Annotated in this window: 32 protein-coding genes; 13 read left to right on the top strand and 19 right to left on the bottom strand. The window is 49.8% G+C overall.

The window, feature by feature from the left end; translation table 11 throughout:
- Window positions 1–14 precede the first annotated feature (14 nt).
- The 4 genes from DXV75_RS03895 to mlaF form a co-directional block, all read right to left on the bottom strand.
- On the bottom strand, window positions 15–656 hold the full coding sequence (locus DXV75_RS03895; protein ID WP_115592073.1) for an MlaC/ttg2D family ABC transporter substrate-binding protein: 642 nt from the start codon (window positions 654–656) through the stop codon (window positions 15–17).
- A gap of 64 nt (window positions 657–720) precedes the next feature.
- Window positions 721–1,191, bottom strand: coding sequence for an outer membrane lipid asymmetry maintenance protein MlaD (mlaD, locus tag DXV75_RS03890; RefSeq protein WP_115592072.1), 471 nt, complete (start codon window positions 1,189–1,191; stop codon window positions 721–723).
- A gap of 9 nt (window positions 1,192–1,200) precedes the next feature.
- Complete coding sequence (gene mlaE, locus DXV75_RS03885) at window positions 1,201–1,977, bottom strand: lipid asymmetry maintenance ABC transporter permease subunit MlaE (RefSeq protein WP_115592071.1); 777 nt, start codon at window positions 1,975–1,977, stop codon at window positions 1,201–1,203.
- Window positions 1,977–2,774: a phospholipid ABC transporter ATP-binding protein MlaF gene (gene mlaF, locus DXV75_RS03880; protein ID WP_115592070.1), complete on the bottom strand. Its 798-nt coding sequence runs from the start codon at window positions 2,772–2,774 to the stop codon at window positions 1,977–1,979. The genes mlaE and mlaF overlap by 1 nt, the downstream gene beginning before the upstream one ends.
- 488 nt (window positions 2,775–3,262) lie before the next feature.
- Here mlaF and DXV75_RS03875 point away from each other — a divergent pair, with 488 nt between their 5' ends.
- The 11 genes from DXV75_RS03875 (at window position 3,263) to DXV75_RS03825 (ending at window position 11,086) form a co-directional block, all read left to right on the top strand.
- Window positions 3,263–4,219, top strand: coding sequence for a calcium/sodium antiporter (locus DXV75_RS03875; protein WP_115592187.1), 957 nt, complete (start codon window positions 3,263–3,265; stop codon window positions 4,217–4,219).
- The gene (locus DXV75_RS03870; protein WP_115592069.1) at window positions 4,220–5,197 is read left to right on the top strand and encodes a KpsF/GutQ family sugar-phosphate isomerase; all 978 of its coding nucleotides are present in this window, start codon (window positions 4,220–4,222) and stop codon (window positions 5,195–5,197) included. It begins immediately after the preceding gene.
- 2 nt (window positions 5,198–5,199) lie between these two features.
- Window positions 5,200–5,751, top strand: a complete 552-nt coding sequence (gene kdsC / locus DXV75_RS03865; protein ID WP_115592068.1) for a 3-deoxy-manno-octulosonate-8-phosphatase KdsC — start codon at window positions 5,200–5,202, stop codon at window positions 5,749–5,751.
- Window positions 5,748–6,311, top strand: a complete 564-nt coding sequence (lptC, locus tag DXV75_RS03860) for an LPS export ABC transporter periplasmic protein LptC (RefSeq protein WP_115592067.1) — start codon at window positions 5,748–5,750, stop codon at window positions 6,309–6,311. Before kdsC ends, lptC begins: the two co-directional genes overlap by 4 nt.
- Window positions 6,295–6,861, top strand: coding sequence for a lipopolysaccharide transport periplasmic protein LptA (gene lptA / locus DXV75_RS03855; RefSeq protein ID WP_425451673.1), 567 nt, complete (start codon window positions 6,295–6,297; stop codon window positions 6,859–6,861). The genes lptC and lptA overlap by 17 nt, the downstream gene beginning before the upstream one ends.
- Window positions 6,861–7,586, top strand: coding sequence for an LPS export ABC transporter ATP-binding protein (lptB, locus tag DXV75_RS03850; protein ID WP_115592065.1), 726 nt, complete (start codon window positions 6,861–6,863; stop codon window positions 7,584–7,586). The genes lptA and lptB overlap by 1 nt, the downstream gene beginning before the upstream one ends.
- An 89-nt stretch (window positions 7,587–7,675) precedes the next feature.
- Window positions 7,676–9,154, top strand: a complete 1,479-nt coding sequence (locus tag DXV75_RS03845; RefSeq protein WP_115592064.1) for an RNA polymerase factor sigma-54 — start codon at window positions 7,676–7,678, stop codon at window positions 9,152–9,154.
- Between the two features lie 30 nt (window positions 9,155–9,184).
- Window positions 9,185–9,472, top strand: coding sequence for a ribosome hibernation promoting factor (gene hpf / locus DXV75_RS03840; RefSeq protein WP_115592063.1), 288 nt, complete (start codon window positions 9,185–9,187; stop codon window positions 9,470–9,472).
- Window positions 9,472–9,927, top strand: a complete 456-nt coding sequence (gene ptsN / locus DXV75_RS03835) for a PTS IIA-like nitrogen regulatory protein PtsN (protein WP_115592062.1) — start codon at window positions 9,472–9,474, stop codon at window positions 9,925–9,927. Before hpf ends, ptsN begins: the two co-directional genes overlap by 1 nt.
- Before the next feature lie 41 nt (window positions 9,928–9,968).
- Window positions 9,969–10,814 carry an RNase adapter RapZ gene (rapZ, locus tag DXV75_RS03830; protein WP_115592061.1) on the top strand — a complete coding sequence of 282 codons (846 nt, stop codon included), beginning with the start codon at window positions 9,969–9,971 and terminating at the stop codon, window positions 10,812–10,814.
- The gene (locus DXV75_RS03825) at window positions 10,811–11,086 is read left to right on the top strand and encodes an HPr family phosphocarrier protein (RefSeq protein ID WP_115592060.1); all 276 of its coding nucleotides are present in this window, start codon (window positions 10,811–10,813) and stop codon (window positions 11,084–11,086) included. Before rapZ ends, DXV75_RS03825 begins: the two co-directional genes overlap by 4 nt.
- Window positions 11,087–11,125: 39 nt before the next feature.
- Here DXV75_RS03825 and DXV75_RS03820 read toward each other — a convergent pair whose 3' ends face one another.
- The gene (locus tag DXV75_RS03820) at window positions 11,126–11,935 is read right to left on the bottom strand and encodes a DUF2145 domain-containing protein (RefSeq protein ID WP_115592186.1); all 810 of its coding nucleotides are present in this window, start codon (window positions 11,933–11,935) and stop codon (window positions 11,126–11,128) included.
- A gap of 5 nt (window positions 11,936–11,940) precedes the next feature.
- Entirely contained in the window at window positions 11,941–12,279 is a 339-nt protein-coding gene (locus DXV75_RS03815; RefSeq protein WP_115592059.1) for a hypothetical protein, read from the bottom strand.
- Window positions 12,280–12,393: 114 nt separating this feature from the next.
- Here DXV75_RS03815 and DXV75_RS03810 point away from each other — a divergent pair, with 114 nt between their 5' ends.
- The gene (locus DXV75_RS03810; protein ID WP_115592058.1) at window positions 12,394–13,146 is read left to right on the top strand and encodes a helix-turn-helix domain-containing protein; all 753 of its coding nucleotides are present in this window, start codon (window positions 12,394–12,396) and stop codon (window positions 13,144–13,146) included.
- 101 nt (window positions 13,147–13,247) lie between these two features.
- Window positions 13,248–14,606, top strand: coding sequence for a magnesium transporter (gene mgtE / locus DXV75_RS03805; RefSeq protein ID WP_115592057.1), 1,359 nt, complete (start codon window positions 13,248–13,250; stop codon window positions 14,604–14,606).
- Here mgtE and DXV75_RS03800 read toward each other — a convergent pair.
- From DXV75_RS03800 to rlmD, 13 genes are all read right to left on the bottom strand, one after another.
- The gene (locus DXV75_RS03800; protein ID WP_115592056.1) at window positions 14,603–15,358 is read right to left on the bottom strand and encodes a response regulator transcription factor; all 756 of its coding nucleotides are present in this window, start codon (window positions 15,356–15,358) and stop codon (window positions 14,603–14,605) included. The two genes, mgtE and DXV75_RS03800, sit on opposite strands and share 4 nt — an antisense overlap.
- Window positions 15,359–15,481: 123 nt before the next feature.
- The gene (locus tag DXV75_RS03795; protein ID WP_115592055.1) at window positions 15,482–16,183 is read right to left on the bottom strand and encodes a spondin domain-containing protein; all 702 of its coding nucleotides are present in this window, start codon (window positions 16,181–16,183) and stop codon (window positions 15,482–15,484) included.
- 9 nt (window positions 16,184–16,192) lie between these two features.
- On the bottom strand, window positions 16,193–16,900 hold the full coding sequence (locus DXV75_RS03790; RefSeq protein ID WP_115592054.1) for a spondin domain-containing protein: 708 nt from the start codon (window positions 16,898–16,900) through the stop codon (window positions 16,193–16,195).
- Window positions 16,901–17,128: 228 nt separating this feature from the next.
- A complete protein-coding gene (locus tag DXV75_RS03785) occupies window positions 17,129–17,584 on the bottom strand; it encodes a ClpXP protease specificity-enhancing factor (protein ID WP_181898343.1) in 456 nt (151 codons plus the stop codon).
- Window positions 17,581–18,213, bottom strand: a complete 633-nt coding sequence (gene sspA / locus DXV75_RS03780; RefSeq protein ID WP_115592053.1) for a stringent starvation protein SspA — start codon at window positions 18,211–18,213, stop codon at window positions 17,581–17,583. The genes DXV75_RS03785 and sspA overlap by 4 nt, the downstream gene beginning before the upstream one ends.
- 129 nt (window positions 18,214–18,342) lie before the next feature.
- Window positions 18,343–19,077: a cytochrome c1 gene (locus DXV75_RS03775; RefSeq protein ID WP_115592052.1), complete on the bottom strand. Its 735-nt coding sequence runs from the start codon at window positions 19,075–19,077 to the stop codon at window positions 18,343–18,345.
- Window positions 19,074–20,339 carry a cytochrome b gene (locus DXV75_RS03770; protein WP_115592051.1) on the bottom strand — a complete coding sequence of 422 codons (1,266 nt, stop codon included), beginning with the start codon at window positions 20,337–20,339 and terminating at the stop codon, window positions 19,074–19,076. The genes DXV75_RS03775 and DXV75_RS03770 overlap by 4 nt, the downstream gene beginning before the upstream one ends.
- The gene (gene petA, locus DXV75_RS03765; RefSeq protein WP_115592050.1) at window positions 20,340–20,972 is read right to left on the bottom strand and encodes a ubiquinol-cytochrome c reductase iron-sulfur subunit; all 633 of its coding nucleotides are present in this window, start codon (window positions 20,970–20,972) and stop codon (window positions 20,340–20,342) included. It abuts the gene before it with no gap.
- A 373-nt stretch (window positions 20,973–21,345) separates the two neighbouring features.
- Complete coding sequence (rpsI, locus tag DXV75_RS03760; RefSeq protein WP_115592049.1) at window positions 21,346–21,738, bottom strand: 30S ribosomal protein S9; 393 nt, start codon at window positions 21,736–21,738, stop codon at window positions 21,346–21,348.
- A gap of 12 nt (window positions 21,739–21,750) precedes the next feature.
- Window positions 21,751–22,179, bottom strand: a complete 429-nt coding sequence (gene rplM / locus DXV75_RS03755) for a 50S ribosomal protein L13 (RefSeq protein ID WP_115592048.1) — start codon at window positions 22,177–22,179, stop codon at window positions 21,751–21,753.
- 280 nt (window positions 22,180–22,459) lie between these two features.
- Complete coding sequence (gene mazG, locus DXV75_RS03750) at window positions 22,460–23,281, bottom strand: nucleoside triphosphate pyrophosphohydrolase (protein WP_115592047.1); 822 nt, start codon at window positions 23,279–23,281, stop codon at window positions 22,460–22,462.
- Window positions 23,259–25,448: a GTP diphosphokinase gene (gene relA / locus DXV75_RS03745; RefSeq protein WP_115592046.1), complete on the bottom strand. Its 2,190-nt coding sequence runs from the start codon at window positions 25,446–25,448 to the stop codon at window positions 23,259–23,261. The genes mazG and relA overlap by 23 nt, the downstream gene beginning before the upstream one ends.
- A gap of 19 nt (window positions 25,449–25,467) precedes the next feature.
- Window positions 25,468–26,748 carry a 23S rRNA (uracil(1939)-C(5))-methyltransferase RlmD gene (gene rlmD, locus DXV75_RS03740; protein ID WP_115592045.1) on the bottom strand — a complete coding sequence of 427 codons (1,281 nt, stop codon included), beginning with the start codon at window positions 26,746–26,748 and terminating at the stop codon, window positions 25,468–25,470.
- Window positions 26,749–26,799: the final 51 nt, after the last annotated feature.

Raw genomic sequence — 26,799 nt, 5'->3', positions numbered from 1 at the left:
ATCAGAGGCAGCCACTAAGCGTCCTGAGACTTGAGTTCAACGGGCTTTTCTATTTTGTCCCGCATCAGTGCAATAACCGCATCTATACCTTCCTGGCGCAGAATTGATTCAAATTCGCTGCGCTTACTGTTCAGTACACTGATGCCCTCTGCCACCATATCGTATGCTTTCCATTGATTGGTGCGATTGTCTTTGCGGACCTTGAAGGCAATCTTGATTTCAGGACGAACCGGATCCTGTACCACAGCCCGCACGGTTACTGATTTTTTATCGTCAAACTCAGACTCTGGCTCAAATACCACCGTCTGATTGTCGTAATACCCCATAGCTACCGCATAGGAAGTGATCAGATAATCCCGAAATACCTGAACATACTCAGCCAACTTTTCTTTGGGCACCGATTTGAAATGCTTTCCCAACACCATAAATGCGGCAAACTGGTAGTCAATATGCGGCAGCAATTCTTCTTCCATAACGGTGCGCAACAACTCAGGGTTGTTTTTGATTTGCTCCTGGTTGGCCTTGATGCGGTCAAAGGTTTTCATCGCCACATCTTCCACCAGTTCATAGGGATTTTGCTCATTAACGTCCTGAGCAAATACAGCCCCGGTCGCCGTCAACAACCAAATACCAACTACGGCAATCAATCTTTTCAACGTTTTCTCTCCTAAACTCACCGATATGTTCATAAGACCCCGATAACCACTGAATACTTTCGGGTTATTCGTCGCTGCCGCGACTAAACAGAAACTGGCCGATCAAATCTTCCAGAACCAACGCAGACTTGGTGTCCTGTAAATAGTCACCATCCTGGAGGTTTGCCACACCATCAAAAGAAAAGCCAGGCTGAAACCCAATGTATTGCTCGCCCAGTAACCCTGAGGTCAGAATGGAAACCGAGCTGGTTTCCGGAAACCCCTCATATTGCTTTGCAATACTCAGTTCGACTACGGGGGTGAAATCTTCCTGATCCAGCCGAATCGAAGCCACCCGTCCGATGGTTACGCCACCCACTTTTACCGCTGAACGCGCTTTCAGGCCACCAATGTTGTCGAATTTTGCATACAGGGTATAAGTATCACCTTCACTGGTCATGGTGCTGTTGGCCACTTTAAGCGCCAGCAACAACACTGCGCCAATTGTCAGTACGACAAACACACCAACCATCAGTTCCACTCTGTATTTAGTCATCTTGTCCTCTTACTCAATACCGAACATCAGGGCGGTCAAAACGAAATCCAGCCCTAAAACCGCCAACGACGAAAACACCACTGTCTCGGTCGTAGCCTTGCTGATCCCTTCAGAGGTAGGAATCGAATCATAACCCTTGAATATGGCAATCCAGGTAACAACCAGGGCAAATACGAGGCTTTTAACAACGCCATTCACCACATCTTTGTCCCATTCAACGGCTGCCTGCATCAGAGACCAGTAACTGCCTGCGTCCACACCCAGCCAGTCAACACCAACCAGATGGCCTCCAAGAATACCTACCGCACTGAATATGAGTGCCAGCATTGGCATGGAAATCATCCCCGCCCAAAAACGCGGTGCGACTACTCTTCGAAGGGGATCCACCGCCATCATTTCCAGACTGCTGAGCTGTTCTGTGGCCTTCATTAATCCGATTTCTGCGGTAAGCGCAGAACCAGCCCTTCCTGCAAACAACAAAGCTGTCACCACCGGGCCCAATTCACGCAGCAGGGATAACGCCACCATGGGCCCAAGGCTGCCCTCGGCGCCGTAATCCACCAGGATAGTATACCCCTGCAATGCCATAACCATGCCGATGAATAACCCTGACACCATAATAATTAACAGAGACTGAACGCCGACTACGTGAACCTGATGTATGGTCAGCGGAATGTTTTTTGGTCTGGGGACTGCGAACAATGCTCCGAATAGCATGAGCCCCGCTCGGCCCGCAGCGGCCACCTTGTCAATAGTATTGGCACCTATCTGCTGAATAGCTCGCATTACTCGCCTCCAAACAAGCTGGCTTTGATGTCTTCCGCCGGATAGTGAAATGGCACCGGACCATCGGCTTCACCACGCAAAAACTGCTGGACTAACTCGGAATCGCTGTTGCGGATTTGCTCCGCAGTGCCTTCACCGATCACGCGCTTGTCTGCAAGAATGTAGATGTAGTCTGCGATAGTGAGTACTTCCGTCACATCGTGAGTTACCACTATACTGGTTAGATTCAGCGCATCGTTCAGTTCACGAATCAGCTTAACCAGCACGCCCATAGAAATGGGATCTTGCCCGGCAAAGGGTTCATCAAACATGATCAAATCCGGGTCCAATGCTATCGCTCTTGCCAGAGCTGCCCGCCTGGCCATTCCACCGGACAGTTCATTGGGCATCAAGGACGCAGCACCACGCAGCCCTACGGCCTGCAGTTTGAGAGCTACTATGGTGGCGATAATGTCTTCAGAGAGTCTGGTGTGTTCACGCAATGGAAAGGCCACATTGTCAAACACGCTCATGTCGGTGAACAGTGCGCCGCTTTGGAACAGCATGCTCATGCGACGACGGGTTTGGTATAACTGACTGCGGCCCATTTTAACGACTGACTGGCCATCAAATCGTATGTCCCCTTTGTCCGGCTGTAACTGACCTCCAATCAGTTTGAGCAAGGTCGTCTTACCTATGCCACTCGGACCCATAACGGCGGTAATTTTGCCTTTGGGCACATTGATAGACACCCCGTCATAGATGATACGTTCACCACGGCGAAAGGTCATATCTTGAATTTCGACTAGCTTTTCCATATCAAAAAAGTTGTTGTCCTAGGTGAGCCAGCATGGTTACTCGCCGGTAGAGACTAATAGAAACAAGGGCTCTGTGAAGATCTAATGGCCAGTGTAAATGCGGTGCATTGTACGCCTTTTCAACCCTTGGACCAAAGACAAAAAGTTACAAGATATGTTCGATTATTTCGATAATATCCCGCAGCACCCGGGGCTTAGGACTCTATTCCCAAATAAAAACAGCCACATACGTACAATTCTGTAGGTATAAAGTTACAAATCGGGCTCGCCCTTTACTGCTGGAAAACACTGAAATTACTGTTTTCCGCTGGTCAAATCCCCTGCACTGCTGGCCTTAAATACACAGCTACCAGGTCTGAAAACGGGCAACACCCCGCTTTCTATACGCTTGCGTATTTCACTTCGCTAGAGCAAAAATGCGAATTGCCATAGGCAAAAGCCGTTGTTTTTGCGACAATCTGCCCAAATTCACCGTCATTTGGGCAAGCGTGCTTTTAAACATCTGTTTATTCCTCCTTGGGCTTGCAGTACTCAGCTGGAGTGCTGACCGATTTGTTTACGGCGCATCGGCTTTGGCTAAGAACATTGGCATCTCACCAATGATGATTGGCCTGACCATCGTTGCTATGGGTTCCTCCGCACCGGAAATCGTGGTTTCTGCGATGGCTTCGATTAATGGCAATATGAATACGGCAGTTGGTAACGCGCTGGGCTCCAATATCACCAATGTTGCGCTGGTGCTGGGTATCACTGCCCTGGTGAAACCCTTGCTGGTGTCCTCTACCACACTCAGAAGAGAAATGCCGGTACTGATTGTCATCACTCTCATTGCGATGAGTTTTATGCACGACGGTAAACTGGCTCATCACGAAGGATTGATCCTGATTACATTGTTTGTGTTCATACTGGCCGGAATGGCGTGGCTTTCTCTGAATGTCGATAAGGAAGACCCACTAATGGCAGAAACAGCCGAAGAGATCCCCAAGGGCGTCAGTAATAGCGCTGCTTTGATGTGGATTGGTGTTGGATTAATACTGCTACCATTAAGCGCCGGCTTTATGGTCGATTCTGCCGTATTTATTGCCCGTTATTTCGGGATCAGCGATTTGGTTATCGGGCTTACAATTATTGCATTAGGCACCAGTTTGCCCGAACTGGCAGCAAGTATTGCCGGTGTACTGAAAGGTGAAGATGACCTGGCGCTGGGAAATGTCATTGGATCGAATATATTTAACTTACTGGCGGTACTCGGCATGCCCGGGTTGATAGCGCCAGGTATTCTTGACGAAGATGCCTATGGCCGTGATATGTATGTCATGTTTGGCCTGACTCTGTTACTTTTTATCTTTTGTTTTAATTTCAAAGGCAAACGTCAATTGGGCCGCCTCGAAGGTGGATTGTTTCTGGCAATATTCTGCCTTTACCAATACTGGTTGTTTGCATAGATGCATGTTACTGAATCTCCATTTCTTCACTCTGCCAAGCAGGTGATAGCAATCGAACAGGCTGCCATTGGCAGTTTGTCAGACCGGCTTGGCAATGAATTTGTGCAAGCCTGTGAAATTCTGCTGCGCTGCAGCGGAAAAGTGGTTGTCAGCGGTATGGGTAAGTCTGGTCACGTCGGTAATAAAATAGCCGCGACACTTGCAAGTACAGGAACCCCCGCTTTCTTTATGCACCCGGGTGAAGCCAATCACGGTGACTTGGGTATGCTAAGCCCTAATGATGTACTTTTAGCCATTTCGAACTCCGGTGAAACCTACGAATTACTCAACCTGTTGCCGGTAGTGAAACGCCTGAACGTTCCTGTCATCGCCATGACCAACAGCAATTCCAGTTCTCTGGGTCAGCACGCCGATGTCGTTCTGGATATCAGTGTGGAAAAGGAAGCCTGCTCACTGGGTTTGGCTCCAACCTCCAGTACCACCACCACACTGGTGCTGGGAGATGCGTTAGCGATAGCTCTGCTGGATGCCCGCGGATTCACTTCCGACGATTTTGCGTTGTCCCATCCAGGCGGCAGCCTTGGCAGGAAGTTACTATTGAAAGTGGGGGATTTGATGCTGATCGGCGACGATGTGCCCCTGGTCCCCACCCACGCCACTGTTACCGAAGCATTGCTGGAAATAAGCCGCAAAGGCTTGGGAATGACCGGCGTTATTGATAAGAATTCGCAGCTGGTGGGCATTTTCACTGACGGCGATCTTCGTCGTATTCTGGACGCAAAAGTTGATATTCATGCCACCGAAGTTGATCAGGTAATGACCCGAGGCGGTAAAACCACCCGTGCTCAGGAGCTCGCAGTTGAAGCACTCAATCTGATGGAAAATCACAAAATCAGTGCCCTTATGGTTGTTGACGAGCATCATCACCCTGTCGGTGCGTTCAATATGCATATGTTACTCAAGGCAGGAGTGCTGTAACAATGAAAGTAGAAACGCTTTACGGCACGGTTTCACAGAGTCTGTTAACGGCACTTGGCGACATCAGGTTACTGGTTTGCGACGTTGACGGCGTATTTTCCGACGGGCGAATTTATCTGGGTAATCAGGGTGAGGAACTCAAAGCTTTTCATACCCGTGACGGTTACGGGGTTAAAGCGCTGGTAAAAAACGGCATCGATGTGGCGGTGATCACTGGCCGTAATTCCCATATTGTGCAAAGCCGCATGACAGCTCTCGATGTCAGTCATATTATTCAGGGCCAGGAAAACAAAGCACAGGCGATGCAACAACTGACTGACAAGCTGAAGCTCGCATCTCACGAAGTTGCGGCCATAGGTGACGATATGCCAGACCTGGGCATGTACCAATATGCCGACATTCGTATTGCGGTACAGGATGCACATCCGTTTGTAAAAAAACAAGCCAACTGGGTAACCACTTTGCCAGGTGGATTTGGTGCCGTGCGCGAGGTGTGTGACGTGATTCTGCAGGCGAAGGGCAAACACCAGCAAATACACGGAGCCAGCGTATGAGCAGGCTCGGGATCAGCATAGCGGTTCTTTTCATGCTGGTGTTGCTGCTGTATGTGCCTGTCTGGATGGAGGACGAGCCGGCCGACAACGTCCGCCAGGGTGTGGATGCCCTCAGGCCCGCCTATCGGGCCAAAAATCTGACGACCACCCTCTACGGCAACGATGGCAAGCTCAATCATCAGGTTTTCGCCAGCGCTATGGAGCATTACGACCAACTCGGTTTTGTCATGTTCCAGCAACCCGAATACACCCTGTACGCGGATGTTGGAACCCATCCCTGGAAGGTAACCGCCGACGAAGGCACCCTATACGATGACAATCTGATTCAGCTGGAATCCCAGGTAGTAATTGAAAACCTGAATCCGGATGATTTGGTGGGCCGCGTTACCACCGATTACATACAAATCAACCTCGATACCAAAATGATGACCTCGGATCAACCGGTAGAAATTAGTGGTGTAGAATACCTGATCAGAAGCAACGGATTTACCGCCGACCTGAACACCCGCCAATATGAGTTAATAGACCATGTGCAAACCATATATGCCCCGAATCCTTAGCCTGTTGGGCTGCTTGCTGATGGCGCAACCAGCGCTGGCCGGTACTGGTGATTTTGAACAACCAATAAAAGTAGATTCAAAATCTCAATTTCTCGATGGCAAAAACAAAACATCACTGTTCAAGGACGATGTCCACATCACCCAGGGCAGCCTTGCTATCAACGCCAACGAAGTAGAAGTGATTGCTACAGACGGTCAGGGCAGGGAAGTATTCATTGCCCGGGGTGAACCTGCCAGCTACACACAAAATATGGATGACGGCACCGTGGTTTCGGCTAAAGCCAATGAAATCCGATATGAAGTGTACAACCGTACCATTTCATTGCAGGGCAACGCTGAGCTACAGCAGGGTACCAGCATGGTCAGAGGAAACAGCATTACTTACGATATGAGCAAAGAACAATTGCTGGCTACCGGCGATGACAGCAATGAGGGTCGGGTTACCACCGTGTTTCGCCCCGAAACCGTCAAGAATCTTAATGAGGGTGAAGAACAGCCTGAAGAAAACGATGACAACCGCCCTGACGACGGTGAGGAGCCACAAAACTGATGGCGACACTCTCAGCAACCCATCTAGCAAAATCCTATAAATCGCGCCAGGTAGTGCGGGATGTCAGTCTTGCTGTTTCGACGGGTCAGATTGTTGGCCTGCTAGGGCCAAACGGGGCCGGTAAGACCACAACTTTTTATATGATTGTGGGCCTGGTGCCGTTGGACAAGGGCAGCATTTTTATCGACGACAATGAGCTGACACACCAGCCCATGCACGAGCGAGCCCGCATGGGGATTGGATATTTGCCCCAGGAAGCTTCCATTTTCCGAAAGCTGACTGTGCACGAAAATATCATGGCCATTCTTCAAACCCGCAAAGATCTCAGTACAGCTCAACGGGAAGAAGAAGCCGACGCGCTACTTGATGAATTCAATATCAACCATATACGTAACAGTACCGGTATGAGTTTGTCCGGTGGGGAACGCCGCCGGGTTGAAATTGCCAGAGCTCTGGCTGCAAACCCGAAATTTATTTTACTCGATGAACCCTTTGCCGGTGTTGATCCTATATCAGTTAATGATATAAAGAAGATCATCCAGCATTTGCGGGATCGGGGAATCGGAATACTGATCACGGACCACAATGTCAGGGAGACTCTGGATGTATGCGAGAAAGCGTACATCGTCAGTCACGGAGAGCTTATCGCACAAGGCAGTGCAGAAGAAGTACTGAGTAATCAACAGGTACGGGATGTATACCTCGGGGAGCAATTCAGGCTATAGTTAGGGTATGACAAACAGCGTACGTATCTTACCTTTCACCTTAGGATTTCTCAGGTTATTGACGATAAGAGCATTATAAAAAGACGTAGATGAAACCATCTTTACAGTTAAAATTCAGTCAACAACTCACGATGACGCCTCAGCTGCAACAGGCGATCAAACTGCTGCAGCTTTCTACCCTGGATTTACAGCAGGAGATTCAGGAAGCACTGGATTCCAATCCATTGTTGGAGATTGAAGATGGCTCAGATTCTGACATCGTTGAAAAAAACAATCTCGACCACGATGACTCCGCCGAAACAAGCAGTGTATCTAGTGACAGCCTGGAAGCCGGAGATGCGCTGGAGAAAAACGATCTGCCGGATGAATTGCCCATAGACAGCACCTGGGATGAATACTACTCAGCGTCATCCGCGCCCGCTCCAATGTCCAGCACCAACGACGACGAACAGGTTTTTCAGGGTGAAACCACCGAAAATATTCAGGACCATCTGCTTTGGCAAATGCGCCTGACGCCATTCTCAGAAACCGACCGAGCTATTGCCACCGCAATCATCGATTCCATTGACGAATCCGGTTATCTCACGGTGACGGTTGATGACATCCTGCAAAGCGTCAACGACGAAGACATGGAAGAACCTATTGAGGAAGATGAAGTTGAGTGTGTACTAAAGCGCATTCAGTTATTCGACCCAATCGGCTCAGGCTCACGCACCCCACAGGAGTGTTTACTGGTTCAGCTTCGACAGTTTGCGCCAGATACTCCCTGGCTGGAAGAAGCCAAAATGTTGCTGCAGGAATACTCCGATCTGCTCGGCAGCAAAGATTATCGAACCTTAATGCGTAAAACCCGTCTGAAAGAAGACCAGTTACGTGAAGCCATGCGCTTGTTGCAAACATTGAACCCTCGCCCTGGCAGTGCACTGATAACCAAAGAACCGGAATACGTTATCCCAGATGTATCGGTGGCCAAAAAGAATGGTCGCTGGATAGTGGAATTGAATCCGGATAGCCTGCCTAAGCTGAGTGTTAACCAGCAGTATGCGGCAATGAGCCGGCGGGCGCGCAACAGCAGTGACTCGCAATTTATTCGCTCGCACATGCAGGAAGCCAAGTGGTTTATTAAAAGTCTGGAATCACGAAATGAAACGCTGTTAAAAGTTGCCAACTGCATCGTTCAACAGCAGTTGGGCTTCTTTGAACATGGCCCGGAAATGATGAAACCCATGGTTTTGAATGATGTGGCCGAAATGGTCGACATGCACGAATCCACCATTTCACGGGTAACGACCCAAAAATATATGCATACGCCGCGCGGTATTTTTGAATTGAAATATTTCTTTTCCAGCCATGTGGCAACGGAATCAGGCGGTGAGTGTTCATCCACAGCCATCCGCGCGCTAATCAAGAAATTGGTTGCAGCTGAAAAGCCCAGCAAACCGCTCAGTGACAGTAAGATTGCTCAGTTGTTGGCCGACCAAGGTATTAAAGTGGCTCGGCGGACAATAGCAAAATACCGGGAGTCCTTATCGATCCCGCCGTCTAACCAGCGTAAAAGCCTTATCTGATAGGGCTGCCTAATATAAGGAAGACGAAATATGCAAATCAACCTGACTGGTCACCATGTCGAGATCACTGATTCATTGCGTAATTATGTCGATACCAAGTTCAGCAAACTGGAGCGGCACTTCGATCATATTTCGAATGTGCATGTGATCCTCAATGTCGAAAAGCTGGCCCAAAAAGCGGAGGCCACCGTTCACTTAAGTGGCGCAGAAGTGTTTGCTTCTTCTGAAGATACAGACATGTATGCCGCCATAGACAGCATGGTGGATAAGTTAGACAGGCAGGTCCTTAAACATAAGGAAAAACTGAAGAAGCACTAATGCCTATTTTAGACATTCAAGCAATAGTCAGTCTGGACCGCACCGAGTGTGCGGTCCACTGCAACAGTAAAAAGCGCATTCTGGAAATTATCAGCGCCATCGCTGCCAACAGCAACGCCAAAGTAGAAGAAGACCAGGTACTGGCCAGCCTTCTTTCAAGAGAGCGAATGGGCAGCACTGGCATAGGCAATGGCATTGCGTTACCTCACGGCCGCCTTCCCGGCTTGGACCGGGTCATTGCCATTGTGGTAACCAGCGATCCCGCCATTGATTTTGACGCCATTGACAACAAGCCAGTCGACATATTCTTTGCCCTGCTCGTACCAGAAGAGCAAACAGAGGGGCATCTGCAGACATTGGCCATGGTTGCCGGTAAACTAAACGACAAGGACACCGTGAAAGCCATTAGGAAAGCGACGAGTAGCGATCAGATTGTTACCGCCTTGCAGCAGTAATAATTTGCCTGACCGCCCGTCAGCCAGCAGGGAGAAATGCGTTGAAGCTCATCATTATCAGTGGCCGCTCGGGTTCGGGAAAATCCGTTGCATTGCGGGCCCTGGAAGATTTGGGATATTACTGTGTAGACAATATTCCGGTTAATCTGTTACCCACCCTCACACACACCGTGGCGGATGAATACGACCAGATCGCGGTCAGCATTGATGTACGAAATCTGCCAAAAGATCCTTCAGATTTGGTTGAGATACTGGACTATCTTCCCAAATCCTGGTCAATGACTATCGTTTACATCGATGCCAGTGACGATGTACTGGTCAAACGGTTTAGCGAAACCCGTCGCCTGCACCCGCTTGCGAAGCTCAACAAATCTCTCTCAGAGGCCATAAAAGCTGAATCTGCGCTGCTTGCCCCAGTAGCGGAACGAGCAGATCTATATCTGGATACCGATGCATTATCGGTTCACCAGTTGGCCGAACTGATACGCGAACGAATTCTTGGTAAAAAGAGTTCGCGGCTGGTTCTGGTGTTTGAATCCTTTGGGTTCAAACACGGGATACCAAAGGATGCCGACTATGTTTTTGACGCGCGATTTTTGCCCAATCCACATTGGGAGCCGGATTTAAAACATCTTACCGGACTGGATACACCGGTTGAGATCTTTTTGGGCTCTCAGCCCATAGTAACTAAGTTCATCTGGCAAATTCAAAACCTGATCACAACCTGGCTGCCACATCTGGAGCGCAACAACCGTAGTTATGTGACTGTTGCCATCGGCTGCACAGGTGGGCAACACCGTTCAGTTTTTGTGGCGGAATCTCTGGCAAAAACCTTTCGCGACGCACATCCGGATGTGCAAATCAGGCATCGGGAACTGAATCAATGACTCAAGTAGAAAAGCAGGTCACTATTGTAAACAAGCTCGGGTTGCATGCCCGGGCGGCAACTCAACTGGTTCAGTTGGCGAATCAGTTCGATGCTGAAATTACACTGGTAAAAGGTGAAAAACAGGCCAATGCCAATAGTGTACTTGGCCTGATGATGCTAGAAAGCCACCAGGGCGAACTGGTCAATATTATAAGCGAAGGGCCAGATGCAGCCGCAGCGATGGATGCGATTGAAGCGCTAATTGCCAAGCGCTTCAACGAATCAGAATAAGGATAGCTCCAGCAAGTGTGCCCAGCGGAAGCAGATGAATTAAATCGGCAACAGGTTGGAAACCTGCCCCTGCTCAGAGACGATTACGGCTTTATCGAGCAGGCCGAAAGTTTCGAGATAGCGGGCGAGTGTAGTCAGTGTTGCCGTTTCAACCTTGCCATCATGATCCCGGGTGGTAACTGAGTCATCCAGCCAGCTTCCCAGCGCCAGTTTAATCCGGCTTATTTTGACGGGTTGGGCATGAAAATAGGCCCTGGTGTTACGTTTCAGACGCTCCCGATCATTCGTGTCATAAATCGCCGCGTTTAACAGATCCAACGTGTACTCAGTGCAATTCTGAAAACGTAAATCATTGGGGTTGGCAATCACCGAATAGTCGGGATTGTGCAATTTAACCGGCGTATCACTGGCATAGAGCGCCAGCAACCGGGCCTGAATTTCTCTGGAAGGAATGACTATACCCGCCTCCAGGGCCTGGGCCGACCAGAAAAAATCAACCGGGTAATCCGTCACCAGTTTACTCTTTCCCGGTGCCCCACTCTCCTGATACAGATTATGTATGGCATAGCCTTTTGCTGTCCTCCCATCATCAAGCTTAATGGTTGAGTAAAGTGCAATAGCAGTATGGGTAAACCGAATCCCCTCCGGCATTTCACTGGCGCTGCGCCCCATTCTGCCCAGTAACACGGCGTAAGCCCCTTGCTCTGCCAGATAACGCTCAACCTGCTTGGAAAATCCGGCAATACGTTCAGGAGTGTAAATCGCTTCCCGTGGCTGCTCGCTGCCCGCAAAACTCACCCCGGTAACACTGACTAACAGCACAAACACAACAAACCGTAACTTTTGCATGACCATTACTCCTGCCACTGTGTCTGGGACTGAATCGCTTCGTCAGGTGCTTCATCCGCAGTGATCACCATATCGGTGATAACCAGTACATCAGGATGATCTTTACCTTCCATGCTTTCATGCAGTTCGGTTGAAACGGATTGCACCGCCATACCCGCACCAACCGACAAAATCACCGGCGTAGCCGCTACTGCACTGGCGACAACGGCACCGCTTGCAAGCCCTTCCGCTGATGCAAGCACACTGTGCTTACTGGCCTGACCACTGTGTTCGACTGAATCGGCAGCCAAACTGGGCTGGGCCAACAACAAACTCAAAGCGACTGCTAAATAACGTGTTTTCATCTTTATTGCTCCTTGCGTTTCAGAGATTTCAACTTAGTCGCAGATTAAAAATAAATAAACCAAAAATAAAAATGTCGCTTATAATGACACCAAAAGTATAAAAATTTAATACCAATGAGTGAAATCAAATCCATTACCAAAACACTGAAACGCTGCCTTAAAGAACGGGGAGTCACCTACGGGCAACTGGCCGAGCAGTTACAACTCAGCGAGGCCAGCATTAAACGCTGCTTTTCACTGAATGCTTTTACACTGGAAAGGCTGGAGGCCATTTGTCAGTGCCTTCAAATGTCACTCAGCGATCTGTTTGAATTGGAAAGGCGCCAGAAAAGCCGTCTTTCACAACTCAGCGAAGAGCAGGAAAGAGAATTGCTTAGCGACCCGAAACTGCTGCTTGCGGCCGTTTGTGTGCGGGATGGCTGGCAGTTTGAAGAACTGATTCAACACTACGACATTGATTACTTTGAAGGGGTACGGCTGATGGCGAGGCTGGACAAACTCCGGCTCATAGAATTACTGCCGGATAATCGCTATAAACTGCTCATTGCCCAGGATTTTCGCTGGATCCCCGGCGGACCGCTGGAAAAATTTATGGAACAGGAAGTGATGATAAAATTCATGGCCCCAAAACGAAACGAGCCTTGGACATTCCGCTTCTATCTCAGAGGGCGTTATTCGCAAAGTTCGATAAACATTATTCAGAGACGTCTGAATCAGTTAACCAAAGAAGCCGCAACGTTGAACGAAGACGATATGGCCTTGCCAGTTAGTGAGCGAACCCATATGGGGCTGCTGATGGCTATGCGACCCTGGGAGCCCTCTCTGTTCGAAAACATGCGCAGACAGGCACATCCCACTACGCCTTAGCCCCTCAGATTCAGCAGCCTGCAGCGTTTTTGTGATGGCAGCGGCTAAGGATGTGCGATATCCTACAGACATTATATTTCAGCACGTTAGGTGGCTTTTAAGTGGCAGAAGCTGTGGAAACAAAATTCGCTCAAAGCCAGCTTCGGGAGTTAAATACTGCCCTGGCAAACGGGCGTTTTGTTTCGGTTCGTAAATTGCTGCACGAACTCCCCCCCAGTGACGTAGCCCTGCTGTTGGAATCCAGCCCGACCAAAACCCGTGATGAACTGTGGGATTTGATTGACGGCGACATTCACGGTGACATTCTCGAAGAGCTTTCCGAAGACGTCCGTAACGGCATTATCAGCAAAATGGTCCCAGCCAGGGTTGTAGACGCTCTGGAGGAGATGGATACCGACGACCTGGCCGAAACCCTTAGCAGCCTGCCTGACGAAGTTCTGCAGGACATTCTGCAGTCAATGGATGCCCAGGATCGTTTCCGCGCAGAACAGGCCCTGTCCTACGGCGAGGAAACCGCCGGTTTCATCATGAATACCGACACTATTACCCTGCGGCCAGACGTAACCGTGGACGTGGTGTTGAGATATATTCGCCTCAAAGGCGAATTACCCGAAAATACCGACACCTTTTATGTCGTAAATCGCACCGATAACCTGGTCGGTCTGGTGCCGGTAACCCGCTTGCTGACTGCCGATCCGGAAGACAAAGTCGCTGATGTCATGAACAGCGAAGCGGAGGCCATTCCAGTCGACATGCCGGATAACGAAGTCGCCAGTCTGTTTGAACGCTATAACTGGCTTTCTGCCCCTGTAGTGGATGAAAAGCACCGTCTTGTTGGACGGATCACCATTGACGACGTTGTCGACATCATTCGTGAAGATGCCGAGCACTCAATGATGAGTATGGCGGGTTTGGATGATGAAGAAGATACCTTTGCACCCGTGTGGCAAAGTACCCAGCGCCGATCTGTCTGGCTCGCTGTCAACCTGGTAACTGCCCTGATGGCGGCTGCAGTCAGCGATCTGTTTGAAGCCACCTTAAGCCAAATGGCCGTATTGGCTATTCTCAATACCATTGTTCCCAGCATGGGAGGGGTTGCAGGTAACCAGACCCTGACTCTGGTGATCCGCGGTATGGCACTGGGTCACGTTAATCCGGGTAACTCCCGCTGGCTGGTGAGCAAAGAGCTAGCTGTGGGTTTTCTTAACGGCATTATTTGGGCCGTTTTGATTGCCTCAGTGATAGCGCTGTGGAAACAGGACCTCACTCTGGGTCTTATTATCGCCTTCGCCATGCTGGTCAACATGATTGCCGCAGCCCTGTCTGGTGCATCACTGCCCATTGTGATGAAGAAACTAAAAATCGACCCTGCTCTTGCGGGCAGTGTTATCCTAACCACCATCACCGATGTGGTTGGTATTTTTGCCTTTCTTGGCACCGCAACGCTGTTTTTAATTTAAGCCCGTTCAGTAAAAACCAGCTGTTGCGCATGAGCCAACCTCACCTGCGCACCTTCACAATTAGCCGGTGTGAATTTATAGCCGACTCCCCACACTGTCTGAATAGGCCCGCCCCCCGGTGTACAGCGGTTTAGTTTATTTCGCAGGCGGTTAATGTGAGAGTTGATGTTGTGCTCGTAGCCGTTGTGCGCATATCCCCAGACTGCCTGTAACAATTGGGCACGGGTAAAAACCTGATTGGGATTCCTCGCCAAATAGCCCAGTAGGGTAAACTCCTTGGCGGTGAGCTCAATTTCCCGCCCATACCACTCTGCGTAGTGTTGCTTTTCATCCAGCAGCAGTGGTCCCACCCTAAGTTCATGCCCCTTTGTCTCAGACTCGTTTACCGTGTGTGCCTGATGATGTCGTAATTGCACTTTCACCCGGGCCTGGAACTCACGGTTACAATAAGGCTCAGAAAGAAAATCATCAGCCCCCAGTTCCAACCCAAGTATACGGTCAGTATCTGAAACGGACGCCGAGACAAACATAATGGGTTGTTCAAAATTATGCTGACGAATACGCTGGCAAATATCCAGACCGCATCCGTCATTCAGATAGACATCCAGAATAACCAGTGCATAGTGACGACTGAGAAACTGGTGAAACCCTGAAACACCATTACCAGTGCATTCACAGCGAATTCCAATTTTCGTCAGATTGTCGCGAATCCTTTGCTGATGCTTTTGGTCGCTCTGAACCACCAATACCATGCTGACTCCGCTTCGCTTAGTACGTTAATGCCGTATCCCACCTCTGTGCAGTCTGCCCTTCGCATATTAACAGCTGAAGGATAAAACAGTGGCTTGGTATAAGGGACCGGCATTGAGCAGAGATTATTCCAGCCTTTGCAGCGATATTTTCGCCACCGGGTTATCGAACTTATGTTCAGCCTGCAGTACCGATTCAGCCAGGCCGTCCTGGCGGGTTACTACACCGGGATGCATTGCCACTGTATCATGGGCTTCCCGACCTTCACTGACACCTTCGCCACCATCTGCAGGCCCGGGAATGGTGCCCTTCAGTTCAGTGTTCGCTTCGGTACCGGCATCGTAGGCTCGGGTGTAAAATTCGTGACTTTCACCAATTGCCAGCACTGTTGCTTCTAAACCGGTAACGCCAGTGAAGCCATCGTTCGTATTCACCAGCATTCCGGCTACAGACAGCATCAGTGATGGTTGTGGCTCCAAAGACAATATAAGTTCGACTGATTCACCAGGCGCTAGTGGCATTTCTCCACTCACTCCCATAATTACACCGTCTGCATTCAGCATCTCACTGTTGTCTCCGGATTCGGCCATTAGCGCCACTGATTCGGAAGCAGAATGACCAACCTCCCACAACTTACCTGCACTGTGTGCCAAAAAGGCGATTGGCGAGAGCGCCTGGCCAGAGGTCAGATTGGTTACTGTCACGCGATAGCTGACCTCAACAGGAGCAGGAACGTCATTATTGTCGTCGTTATGCCCGCACGCCGCCAACCCAACACAAGCAAGTCCCACCAGCAGAGGACAGAAAGTATTTTTACCAATATACATAGTGCCCCCTTATTCAGAAACAGTCACAGTCAGCCTCGCGACCGGATTCAACCAGCGCTGAGTGAGGTTACTGATATCACTGATCCCACCATTCTGATCATTGTCGCCAATATTGCCAGGGTGTACGTGTACGCTGGCATTGGTCACCGAACTGGCAACCCCGCTGCCATTCATTCCCACCAGTTCTTCCAGTGGTTCAGGCACCGGCATCCCCGCCATGCCTGGCATACCGTTGCCGCGTATTTCATCGTTTGCTTCTGTACCCGCATCATATCCATTGAGGTAAACCACATAGGTGCCGGGCTCCGAAGGGATTGGCCAGTTATCCAGCCCCACAAAGCCATCATTAGTGGGTAACAGCATAGCTACCAGACTCAGTACCGTGTTTCCGTCTGACGTTGAAAGGCTTGCAGAGGCTGTCTTCGTAGGCTCCAGCAAACCTCCGGCCGGGTTCTGCAGCATATCCGCTCCAACCATCTGAGCTGTCATTACCAGACCCGATATATCGCCGCCTTCGGCCATGGACTGCAGTTCGGGAGAAGCCGACTCCCCAACCTCAAACAGGCTTGCTTCATTACTGTGGGCTGCGACCAGTAAAGGAGTGAAATAAATTCCGTGGGTCAGATTCTGGATTTCAATATCTAACTCTGCCGCAACAGAACAAAAGGGCACAGTAGCCAAAATGGCTGCCAAACTTGATAACGCGTAAATTCTCATATGTGCATTCCTTGATTTGGCTGAACCCCCATCCCGGAGCGAACAGCACTTTTAAAAACGAAACTTTGTGCTTTGCAGGCAAATTGCAACCTGAGCACAGGATCAAGAATGGCAGTTAAATATCGCGGAATTATCACAACAACATCGTAATTTAGAACTTTTTAACGATAAAAAAATACCGCCTTAATCAGGCGGTATCTCACAGGATTACGAACGGTGAAGCAGGTGCTACTTGATTACCTTGAGGCTGGGCTTTCCTTTTCGCGGTGGAACCGGAGCATCAGCCTGCGGCTCTGAAGCGGGCTTTGGTCCGTCAGTAGTATCAGGCTTATCCGTCAGTGATGAATCATCGGCTGTAGCCATTTCATCTTCAGTGGCAAACACCGTACCAGCCCCGTTCTCACGCGCATAAATAGCCAGCACGGCTGAGCACGGCATGCTGATACGACGTGGTTGCCCGCCAAACCGGGCCTGAAATGACACCCCGTCATTATCCAGGTAGAAGTTAACACAGGCGGAGGGCGAAATATTCAGCACTATCTGCCCATCCTTGACAAATTCCTGAGGGACTTCTACCCCATCTCTGGCGGCATCAACAACGATATAGGGCGTTAGACCGTTATCGTTGATCCAGTCATAAAACGCCCTCAGCAAATACGGCTGATTGGATGTCATCACCCTCATAGCGGATTATGAATTTCGCGTTCCTGATCCGTCAGAGAGGCTTTGAAAGAACTGCGGGAGAAAATGCGGTTCATATAGGCGTTCACTTCCTTTGCGCCTGCGCCGTTCAATTCAATACCCAAGGCAGGCAAACGCCACAACAGGGGAGCCAGGTAGCAGTCAACCAAGCTGAATTCTTCACTCATAAAGTAAGGCATTTCGGCAAATAACGGAGCCAGAGCCAGTAAAGCTTCCCGCAATTCATTACGGGCTGCCTCAACATCACCTTCACCACGGAAAATACTTGCAGCAAGAGAATACCAGTCCTGCTCTACGCGGTGCATCATCAGTCGGCTTTGACCACGGGAAACGGGATAAACCGGCATCAATGGAGGATGTGGGAAGCGCTCATCAAGATACTCCATAATGATGTGTGACTTATAGAGCACAAGTTCACGATCAACCAGAGTGGGTACCGTACCATAGGGGTTCAGATCAATGAGATCTTCGGGCAGGTTAGTGGGGTCTACATAACTGATTTCCACACCCACGCCTTTTTCAGCCAAAACAATACGTACCTGATGGCTATAAATATCAATGGTATCTGAGAACAACGTCATAATAGAACGTTTATTCGCGGCTACGGCCATTCAATTTCCTCCGTCGAGAGACCTGGTCAAAGACTTTGTGCTGCAATCCCCGGTTAACGGGCCTTGCAACTAAAGCGAAAAAAGGGGGCGAGCAGCCCCCTTCACATATTATACATAATTCCGTCGGTTTTAGTGCACTTCGCGCCAGTAATCTTTCTTCAGCAAGTACACAAAAACAAACAGCACAACAATGAATACCAGCACCCATTTTCCGATGCGCTCGGATTCAAGGCGGGCAGGCTCACCGGTGTACTCAAGGAAATTAACCAGATCCAGTACTGCCTGGTCATATTCTTCAGGGGAGAGTGCACCGTCGCCATCGGCTTTTATACCAACGTAAACCTGCTTCTCTTCACCATCAATCATACGGGTTTCGTAAGTTTCACGCGGCGTCCCCTGAAGAGGCTGCAGCACATGGGGCATGCCCACTTCCTTGAATACCTTGTTGTTGACACCGAAAGGGCGGCTCTCATCAACATAGAAGCTGCGCAGGTAGGTGTATAGCCAGTCAGCACCACGTACCCTGGCGACAAGGGTCAAATCCGGCGGTGCCGCTCCAAACCAGACCGAAGCGGACTCTTCCGGCATGGCACGGGTGATGTAATCTGTCACTTTTTCACCGGTGAACTGGAGGTTTTCCTGCCCCAGTTCATCAGCAATACCCAAATCCTGGAATGTACGCTGGTAACGCTGATACTTCATTGAGTGGCAGCCCAGGCAGTAATTCATGAAAATTTTGGCACCGTTTTGCAGCGACGCTTTATCGGTCAGATCATAATTGGCGGTGTCCAGATGAACATTGCCACCTGCGGCCAACGCTGCACCGGGCAGTAAGAAGGCCAAAAGAAACATCAGCTTTTTCATTTCGGGATCCTCGTCGGTACAGGTTTGGTTTTTTCATTTTTGCTGTACAGGAATAGCGCTACGAAGAAGCCAAAGTACATTACAGTCGCAATCTGAGACGCTACGATTTTCCAGTTTTCCTGTGGGGTACCACCCAGGTAACCCAGGAAGATAAACACAATGGCAAAAACAATCAGGTTCACCTTGTGGAAGCCACAACGATAACGCCATGATTTCACAGCACCTCGGTCAAGCCACGGCAGCGCAAACAAAGCTGCGATAGCACCAAACATGGCCAATACGCCGAACAGCTTATCCGGTACGGCTTTCAAAATGGCGTAGAAAGGGGTGAAATACCAAACAGGGAAAATATGCTCCGGTGTCTTCAACGGGTTGGCAATTTCAAAGTTTGGATGCTCAAGGAATTTACCCCCCATTTCCGGGGCAAAGAACATGATGTAGCAGAATGCGAACAGGAATACACAGAATGCGACCATATCCTTCATCACAATGTGCGGGAAGAATGGTACTACATCGTCAGCAATGTCGTACTTGTCGGTATAGTATTCGTGGATTTTATAAGGTGTCTTTTCAGACTCAGGTAAGGAGCCTTTTTTGTGCTTGATTGCAACACCATCCGGGTTATTGGAACCGACTTCGTGCAATGCAACAATGTGCAGGAACACCAAAATAACAATGACTAAAGGTAACGCAATAACGTGTAGGGCAAAGAACCGGTTCAGTGTCGCACCGCTGATCACGTAGTCACCCTGAATCCAGACAACAAGATCTGGGCCAATCACTGGAATGGCACCAAACAGGGATACAATTACCTGGGCCCCCCAATAGGACATTTGCCCCCAAGGCAGTACATACCCCATAAAGGCTTCAGCCATAAGGGCAAGATAGATAAACATACCAAACACCCAAAGCAGTTCGCGGGGTTTCTGGTAAGAGCCGTAAATCATGCCGCGGAACATATGCATGTACACCACAATAAAGAACGCCGATGCGCCTGTGCTGTGCATGTAACGGATGATCCATCCGTAATCGATTTCACGCATGATGTATTCAACTGACTTGAACGCGCCCTCAGAAGTGGGTACGAAATTCATAGTAAGCCAGATACCGGTGACTATTTGGTTGATCAGAACAACGGTGGCCAGAAAACCAAACACGTACCAGAAGTTCATGTTGCGTGGCGCAGGGTATTGGATGGCGTGCATGTTGGCCACCCGCATCATTGGGATGCGCGCCTCAATCCAGGCTAAAAATCCAGACATTTAAACAACCTCCGCTTCTGAACCGATGATGAGCGTGTTGTCATCAACGAACTGATAAGGCGGGACCACCAGGTTCAATGGTGCGGGTACGTTTTGGAATACCCGTCCGGCCATATCAAACTTGGAGCCGTGACAAGGGCAAAAGAACCCATCTGGCACCCCTTCCACGACTTCTTCAAATGCACCGTCTTTGAGATGTTGAGGCGAGCAACCCAAGTGAGTACAGATCCCCACCAACACCAGATATTCTTCCTTCATTGAACGAAAACGGTTTTGAGCGAATGTGGGCTGCTGTTCAGCTTCAGAATTGGGATCTTTGAGTTGATCTTCATGACGACCCAATTCCTCCAGGATTTCCGGTGTACGGCGCACAATCCAAACAGGCTTGCTTCGCCACATTACGCGAATCAACTGACCAGGCTCGATACCACTGATGTCGACTTCTACGTCAGCACCGGCGGCTTTCGCTTTTGCGCTCGGATTCCAGGACGCAACAAAAGGTACCGCCGCACCAATGACCCCAACTCCACCAACAACCGAAGTTGCCACTGTCAGAAAACGGCGGCGGGTGTTGACTTGTGGCTGGTCTTCATTCGGTGCAGACTCTTTTGCATCTACAGATACATTGCTCATCCACATTTCTCCAGGTTCGGATAATTATGGCCCTGGCTACACCTGATACGGTATTGATTGTAGCCCGAAAACCATTTTGCTTGTCATGAAGGTCGCTCGACGGCACGGTCGCACCTGGGCGAAATTTCACGAAAGTTGTTACTATTTTTCGACCCGAAATGATACGGGAAAACCCCTTCTTAGTACAAGGTTTTACTGGCATTATCAGGAGAAAATCGCATGATGAATCAATATGTTTGTTCACCATCGTTGCGAACCAAGGGCGGAATATTGGTTGCTGATTTAATTTTGTACAAAGCAAAGAGGAACAAACCGGACGCTATCAGGCATAAAAAAACCCGGCATGAGCCGGGTTTTTGCATCCAACGTAAAATTAACGCTTGGAGAACTGTGGTTTCTTACGCGCTTTGTGCAGACCCACTTTCTTACGTTCAACACGACGAGCGTCGCGAGTAACGAAGCCTGCTTTACGCAGCGCAGGGCGCAGGGCTTCATCGTACTCCATCAGAGCACGGGTGATGCCGTGGCGGATTGCACCAGCCTGACCGTTGGAACCACCACCTTTAACAGTGATGTACAGGTCAAACTTCTCAGTCATTTCAACCAGCTCAAGAGGCTGACGAACAACCATGCACTCAGTTTCGCGACCAAAGTACTCGTCAAGAGCACGCTGGTTAACTACGATGTTACCTGTACCTGGACGCAGGAACACGCGAGCGGTAGAACTTTTGCGACGGCCAGTGCCGTAATATTGAGTATCTGCCATGTCAAATGCTCCTTAAATGTCCAAAACTTGAGGCTGCTGAGCTGCGTGCTTGTGTTCGGCACCAGCGTAAACTTTCATTTTGCGGAACATTGCGCGACCCAGAGGACCTTTTGGCAGCATTCCTTTAACTGCTTTCTCAATAACCATTTCTGGCTTGTGAGCGATCAGTTTTTCAAAAGTAGTCTCTTTCAAGCCACCTGGATAGCCGGTATGCGCGTAGTACATTTTGTCCTTCGACTTGTTACCGGTTACAGTTACTTTTTCCGCATTGATAACGACGATGTAGTCACCGGTGTCAACGTGCGGAGTATACTCAGGCTTGTGCTTACCGCGCAGGCGCAGAGCAATTTCAGTAGCCAGACGACCAAGAGTTTTGTCAGTGGCATCTACCACGTACCAGTCACGTTTTACCGTCTCTGGCTTAGCAACAAAAGTTTTCATTAAATTTCACCCGAAAAATATTCTTCGTTACTGATTTCCTAAAAAGAAATCACCTGAAAATCAATATTATGACCCCTTCGAGCCGATTGATTCTTCCACCTTCCCAAAGGTGGGCGTAACTGGGCAGGGCGCGAATTATACAGCATTTGCACAAAATGCGAACCCCTAAGATGAAAAAATTCTTAGGAACCAATCCGCTGTGTGGAATGAATAACCGGGTTTGTTTGAGCGAAACCCGCAAAGAACGGCCTGACCTTCGGCAGTTGACGGTATTATTCTGCTAGCCGGCAGAAGCACGCTTTAGTTTGACCTTCTGCCACAATAATTCCATGTCATCCAGAGACATTTCAGTAAGCGAGCGCTCACTTTCTTTTGCAAGCATTTCGACCTCTCTGAAACGCCCGGCAAACTTGTGCGACGCTTTACGCAGTGCGGTATCCGCATCAACCTGACAGTGTCGTGCCAGATTCACCATAGCAAATAACGCATCGCCAATTTCTTCTTCGGTAGCCTGATGATTTATCACTTCCTTGCGTAATTCTTGCTCGACCTCGTCAATCTCTTCCCTCACCTTACTGACTACCGGCATAGGGTCCGGCCAGTCAAATCCCACTTTGGCGCATTGCTTCTGCAGCTTTTGCGCAAATATCAACGCCGGCAAGCCATCCGGAACCACATCAAGAATGCTCCCACCGGCTTTCCCCTGATCTCTGCGCTCCTGTGCTTTTATTTGCTCCCATTGTTCACTGAGGCGGTGAGGCTCAATTTTCACATCATCAAAAACATGAGGGTGACGACGTACCAGTTTGTCACTGATAGCCCTGGCCACATCATCAAAGTCAAACCACTCTTGCTCTTCAGCGATTCGAGCGTAAAACACCACCTGAAACAACAGGTCGCCAAGCTCGTCACAGATTTCATGCGGCTCACCTTTGGCAATGGCGTCGGCTACCTCATAGGCTTCCTCGATGGTATAGCGGGTGAGCGACGTCAGCGTTTGGGCCAGATCCCACGGGCAACCTGTTTGCGGATCTCTCAACTGTGCCATTATGCGCTTTAGTCTTAAAAGCGGCTCTCCTTCAGTGAGACTTGCGTTTGACATCTACCACTCCTTTGAGTTGACGCAACCGTTGCATCACCTTCGACAGAGTATCGAGATCGGCCACTTCTACCGAAATGGAAATCAATGCAGTTTGGCGTGATTTGTCACTCAGGCTGTTAACACCCAGCAGCGCCACATTTTCATTTGCTAACACTGTGGTAATGTCGCGCAACAAACCGGTACGATCGGTACAAAAGATATCAACACCCGCCTCAAAACCAGTATTGAGATCATCAGACCAATTGACCTCAATTTGTCGCTCAGGATGTTGAGTCAGCAAATGCTGCAACTGATCACAGGATTCCTTGTGTACACTCACACCACGGCCCTGGGTGATGTATCCCAAAATAGGTTCGCCCGGCACCGGCTGACAACAATTCGCAAGCTGACTCATCAGATGCCCAACCCCCTGTACCACTATTGTATCGGATTTACCCTTCGCGCCCGAAGAACGGCGGGTTTTCACTTTGGGGCTGATTTCAAGATCTTTGTCGCGTTGCGGCTCCTGAAGCTGAACCAGATAATTTACCACCGACATCACACGGATATCGCCGGCACCGATAGCGGCGTACAAATCATCCACCGCATGGAAATTGAATTTCTCGCAGGCGTCAGGTGCTACCTTGGCCGAAAGATGGGCGCGAACCAGTTCACGCTCCAACAACTCTTTGCCGGCGACCAGGTTCTTTTCCTTGTCCTGCTTTTTAAAGTATGAATGGATAGTGGCCCGGGCGCGGGAAGAATGCACATACCCCAAGCCAGGATGCATCCAGTCTCGGCTTGGATTGAGTTCCTTGCCGGTCAGAATTTCCACCTGGTCTCCACTTTGAAGCTGGTAGGTAAATGGCACAATTCGCCCACTCACCTTGGCACCAATGCATCGATGCCCAACGTTACTATGGATGTAGTAGGCAAAATCGAGCGGTGTGGACCCCTGCGGCAGGTCAACCACATCTCCCTTCGGCGTGAATACGTACACCCGATCATCGAACACCTGGCTGCGTAATTCTTCAACCAAATCGCCGGATTCAGCCACCTCTTCCTGCCACTGCAGAATGCGCCTCAACCAGTTGATGCGCTCATCATAACCGGAGGCTTTTCCGGTGGAGCCTTCTTTGTATTTCCAGTGCGCAGCAACCCCCAGTTCTGCATCCTGATGCATTTTCTGGGTACGGATTTGAATTTCCACCGGCTTGCCGGCGGGCCCAACTATGACGGTATGAATAGACTGATAGCCATTTGCCTTGGGCGTCGCAATGTAATCATCAAATTCGTTGGGGATGTGTTTGTAATGCGCGTGCACCGTACCTAGCGCTGCGTAACAGTCCTGCAGCCGCTCTGCTATGATGCGAACAGCACGAATATCAAATAGCTGTTCAAATGTAAGATGCTTTTTCTGCATCTTTTTCCAGATGCTGTATATGTGTTTCGGACGCCCGTACACTTCTGCTTTGATGTGTTCACTATCAAGCAGACTTTGCAGATCATGCACCACATCTTCAATGTATTGCGCCCGCTGGAGGCGCTTGCCATCCAGTTGTTTGGCGATCTGCTTGTAAGTGACAGGATGCAAGTAACGAAAGGCGAGATCTTCCAGCTCCCACTTGAGCTGGCCTATGCCCAGGCGATTCGCCAGCGGCGCATATATCGTTGCACACTCCCTGGCTACCATAACCCGGGTTTCTTCATCGGCCTTTTTGACCTGCTGCAACGCACAGATGCGTTCGGCCATTTTGATCACCACGGCGCGCACATCTTCAACCATCGCCAACAGCATGCGACGAATGCTGTCGATATGTTGTTCATCAGAAATGTTGTTTAGGTGGCGAGTCGACTCATTGCGCCGTGCATGCAGCGCCTTAATCGCGTCCATGCGGCGAACACCAACAATAAGATGCTGTATCTCTTCACCGAACTCGGCGCGAATATCTTCTTCCGTCAGCTTGTGCTGCTCACAATACGGAAATACAAGTGCGGCCTGCAGGGTCGCATCGTCCATATTCAGCTGATGGAGAATTTCCACCATTTCCTGCCCCACCAGCAAGCGCTCAGGCATATTGGAAATGGCCCTGAGATTCTGCTTGGTGTCTTCCGACAACGCCAGACTGTCCAGCCAGGCTTCAAAAGGAGGCCGATCCGGTTCGTGTACTTTTCGTGTTGATACCATGTAACATCAACTCGCTTATCTATTTCGCTTTGCCTGTAAACAACGCCATGACTTCAAGGTGTTTAGTGTAAGGAAACATCTCAATAATGCCTACCTTCTCTAACCGGTAACCGCTTTCGAGCAGCACCTGTGCATCGCGTGTAAAGGTACTGGGATTGCAAGAAACATACACTATTTTTTCAAAATTCTGTTCAGCCAGCGCCCGGCAAACTGCATATGCTCCTTCCCGTGAAGGATCAAGCAACACTTTGTTGAAAGGTAACTGCAGTGCCTGATGTATGGCCTGCTCATCCCCCAGGTCAAGATGTAACCAGTCTACCGTCGTAATGCCCTGTCGCAGCGCATTGGATTTGGCCCTTTGCACCATTTCGGCAACACCTTCAACGGCCTGGACCTTTGCTCCGTGCTTTGCCAGCGACAAGCTGAAATTTCCAAGCCCGCTGAACCAGTCTGCAATCACATCTTTCGGACCGGGCTCAAGCCATTGCATGGCCTGTTCCACCATTTTGCTATTCACAGTCGCATTAACCTGAATAAAATCATTCGGTTCAGGTTGGATGCTCAGCCCATCCACGGTGCTACAGGTTACGGCCTTATTCTGATGCAAGCGCTGATAACTGCCATCAGGCAGTTCCACCAGCATATTTACCTTTTGTTCAAGCGCGAACGAGGTTAATGCCTGGGTAAACTGAACACCAACAGGGCGTGTCACCTTAACGCACACCTGTTCAGTATCATCCCCCGCCATCAACCCAATGTGGCCAATGTGCCTGCGACTTTCCAGTTGCGCAAGACACCTCTGCAACGGCTCGATAAGGCGGGAAAGACGGGGCTCGAGTATGGGGCAGGTATGAATACTCACCACATCCTTACTTTGTGCCTTTCGAAACCCAAGCTTGAACTGCCGGGGGTTTCTTGCATCTACCGCCAACCGGCTGACTCTTCGATAAGCTGGCGTTGGCCCCGTTAACGGAGCCTGCCACGGAATGTCCTGCCGCTTGAATGCCTTACACCAGTAATCCGTCAGCGCCCGCTGTCTCAGTAATAATGCATCACTGGCCTTAATGTGTTGCAACTGGCAACCACCGCATTTTCCAGCCACCGGACAAAAGGGCTCAACCCGAAGTTTGCTGGCCCGAACCACCCGGCTAACTCTGGCCTGACTATGCTGCTTACGGGTGGACTCCACCACCACTTCGCATTGTTCTGAAGGCAACGCACCTTCCACAAACATCACAGGCTGATGCGAGGCACATACACCCTGCCCCCAAGGGTCCCAACGCTCAACCTCTATAGACATCCTGGTTGCCTTCGCGGGCTGATCGGAACGGGACTTACCCGCCTTGTAGAA

Origin of the sequence: Alteromonas aestuariivivens (assembly GCF_003367475.1) — a bacterium.
GTDB lineage: Bacteria > Pseudomonadota > Gammaproteobacteria > Enterobacterales > Alteromonadaceae > Alteromonas > Alteromonas aestuariivivens.
This window is presented reverse-complemented; position numbering and strand designations above follow the sequence as displayed.

What these genes read in the sequence shown, in the direction of transcription:
- DXV75_RS03795 (WP_115592055.1), bottom strand. Translation starts at nt 16,183, where the DNA reads ATGTATATTGGTAAAAATACTTTCTGTCCTCTGCTGGTGGGACTTGCT.
- DXV75_RS03770 (WP_115592051.1), bottom strand. Translation starts at nt 20,339, where the DNA reads ATGTCTGGATTTTTAGCCTGGATTGAGGCGCGCATCCCAATGATGCGG.
- relA (WP_115592046.1), bottom strand. Translation starts at nt 25,448, where the DNA reads ATGGTATCAACACGAAAAGTACACGAACCGGATCGGCCTCCTTTTGAA.
- mazG (WP_115592047.1), bottom strand. Translation starts at nt 23,281, where the DNA reads ATGTCAAACGCAAGTCTCACTGAAGGAGAGCCGCTTTTAAGACTAAAG.
- DXV75_RS03815 (WP_115592059.1), bottom strand. Translation starts at nt 12,279, where the DNA reads ATGAAAACACGTTATTTAGCAGTCGCTTTGAGTTTGTTGTTGGCCCAG.
- rplM (WP_115592048.1), bottom strand. Translation starts at nt 22,179, where the DNA reads ATGAAAACTTTTGTTGCTAAGCCAGAGACGGTAAAACGTGACTGGTAC.
- DXV75_RS03870 (WP_115592069.1), top strand. Translation starts at nt 4,220, where the DNA reads ATGCATGTTACTGAATCTCCATTTCTTCACTCTGCCAAGCAGGTGATA.
- DXV75_RS03790 (WP_115592054.1), bottom strand. Translation starts at nt 16,900, where the DNA reads ATGAGAATTTACGCGTTATCAAGTTTGGCAGCCATTTTGGCTACTGTG.
- rpsI (WP_115592049.1), bottom strand. Translation starts at nt 21,738, where the DNA reads ATGGCAGATACTCAATATTACGGCACTGGCCGTCGCAAAAGTTCTACC.
- rlmD (WP_115592045.1), bottom strand. Translation starts at nt 26,748, where the DNA reads ATGTCTATAGAGGTTGAGCGTTGGGACCCTTGGGGGCAGGGTGTATGT.
- DXV75_RS03800 (WP_115592056.1), bottom strand. Translation starts at nt 15,358, where the DNA reads ATGGTATTGGTGGTTCAGAGCGACCAAAAGCATCAGCAAAGGATTCGC.
- sspA (WP_115592053.1), bottom strand. Translation starts at nt 18,213, where the DNA reads ATGGCCGTAGCCGCGAATAAACGTTCTATTATGACGTTGTTCTCAGAT.
- DXV75_RS03825 (WP_115592060.1), top strand. Translation starts at nt 10,811, where the DNA reads ATGACTCAAGTAGAAAAGCAGGTCACTATTGTAAACAAGCTCGGGTTG.
- DXV75_RS03810 (WP_115592058.1), top strand. Translation starts at nt 12,394, where the DNA reads ATGAGTGAAATCAAATCCATTACCAAAACACTGAAACGCTGCCTTAAA.
- ptsN (WP_115592062.1), top strand. Translation starts at nt 9,472, where the DNA reads ATGCCTATTTTAGACATTCAAGCAATAGTCAGTCTGGACCGCACCGAG.
- DXV75_RS03775 (WP_115592052.1), bottom strand. Translation starts at nt 19,077, where the DNA reads ATGAAAAAGCTGATGTTTCTTTTGGCCTTCTTACTGCCCGGTGCAGCG.
- mlaF (WP_115592070.1), bottom strand. Translation starts at nt 2,774, where the DNA reads ATGGAAAAGCTAGTCGAAATTCAAGATATGACCTTTCGCCGTGGTGAA.
- DXV75_RS03820 (WP_115592186.1), bottom strand. Translation starts at nt 11,935, where the DNA reads ATGCAAAAGTTACGGTTTGTTGTGTTTGTGCTGTTAGTCAGTGTTACC.
- mlaD (WP_115592072.1), bottom strand. Translation starts at nt 1,191, where the DNA reads ATGACTAAATACAGAGTGGAACTGATGGTTGGTGTGTTTGTCGTACTG.
- DXV75_RS03785 (WP_181898343.1), bottom strand. Translation starts at nt 17,584, where the DNA reads ATGAGGGTGATGACATCCAATCAGCCGTATTTGCTGAGGGCGTTTTAT.
- kdsC (WP_115592068.1), top strand. Translation starts at nt 5,200, where the DNA reads ATGAAAGTAGAAACGCTTTACGGCACGGTTTCACAGAGTCTGTTAACG.
- lptA (WP_425451673.1), top strand. Translation starts at nt 6,295, where the DNA reads ATGCCCCGAATCCTTAGCCTGTTGGGCTGCTTGCTGATGGCGCAACCA.
- DXV75_RS03845 (WP_115592064.1), top strand. Translation starts at nt 7,676, where the DNA reads ATGAAACCATCTTTACAGTTAAAATTCAGTCAACAACTCACGATGACG.
- petA (WP_115592050.1), bottom strand. Translation starts at nt 20,972, where the DNA reads ATGAGCAATGTATCTGTAGATGCAAAAGAGTCTGCACCGAATGAAGAC.
- hpf (WP_115592063.1), top strand. Translation starts at nt 9,185, where the DNA reads ATGCAAATCAACCTGACTGGTCACCATGTCGAGATCACTGATTCATTG.
- mlaE (WP_115592071.1), bottom strand. Translation starts at nt 1,977, where the DNA reads ATGCGAGCTATTCAGCAGATAGGTGCCAATACTATTGACAAGGTGGCC.
- lptB (WP_115592065.1), top strand. Translation starts at nt 6,861, where the DNA reads ATGGCGACACTCTCAGCAACCCATCTAGCAAAATCCTATAAATCGCGC.
- lptC (WP_115592067.1), top strand. Translation starts at nt 5,748, where the DNA reads ATGAGCAGGCTCGGGATCAGCATAGCGGTTCTTTTCATGCTGGTGTTG.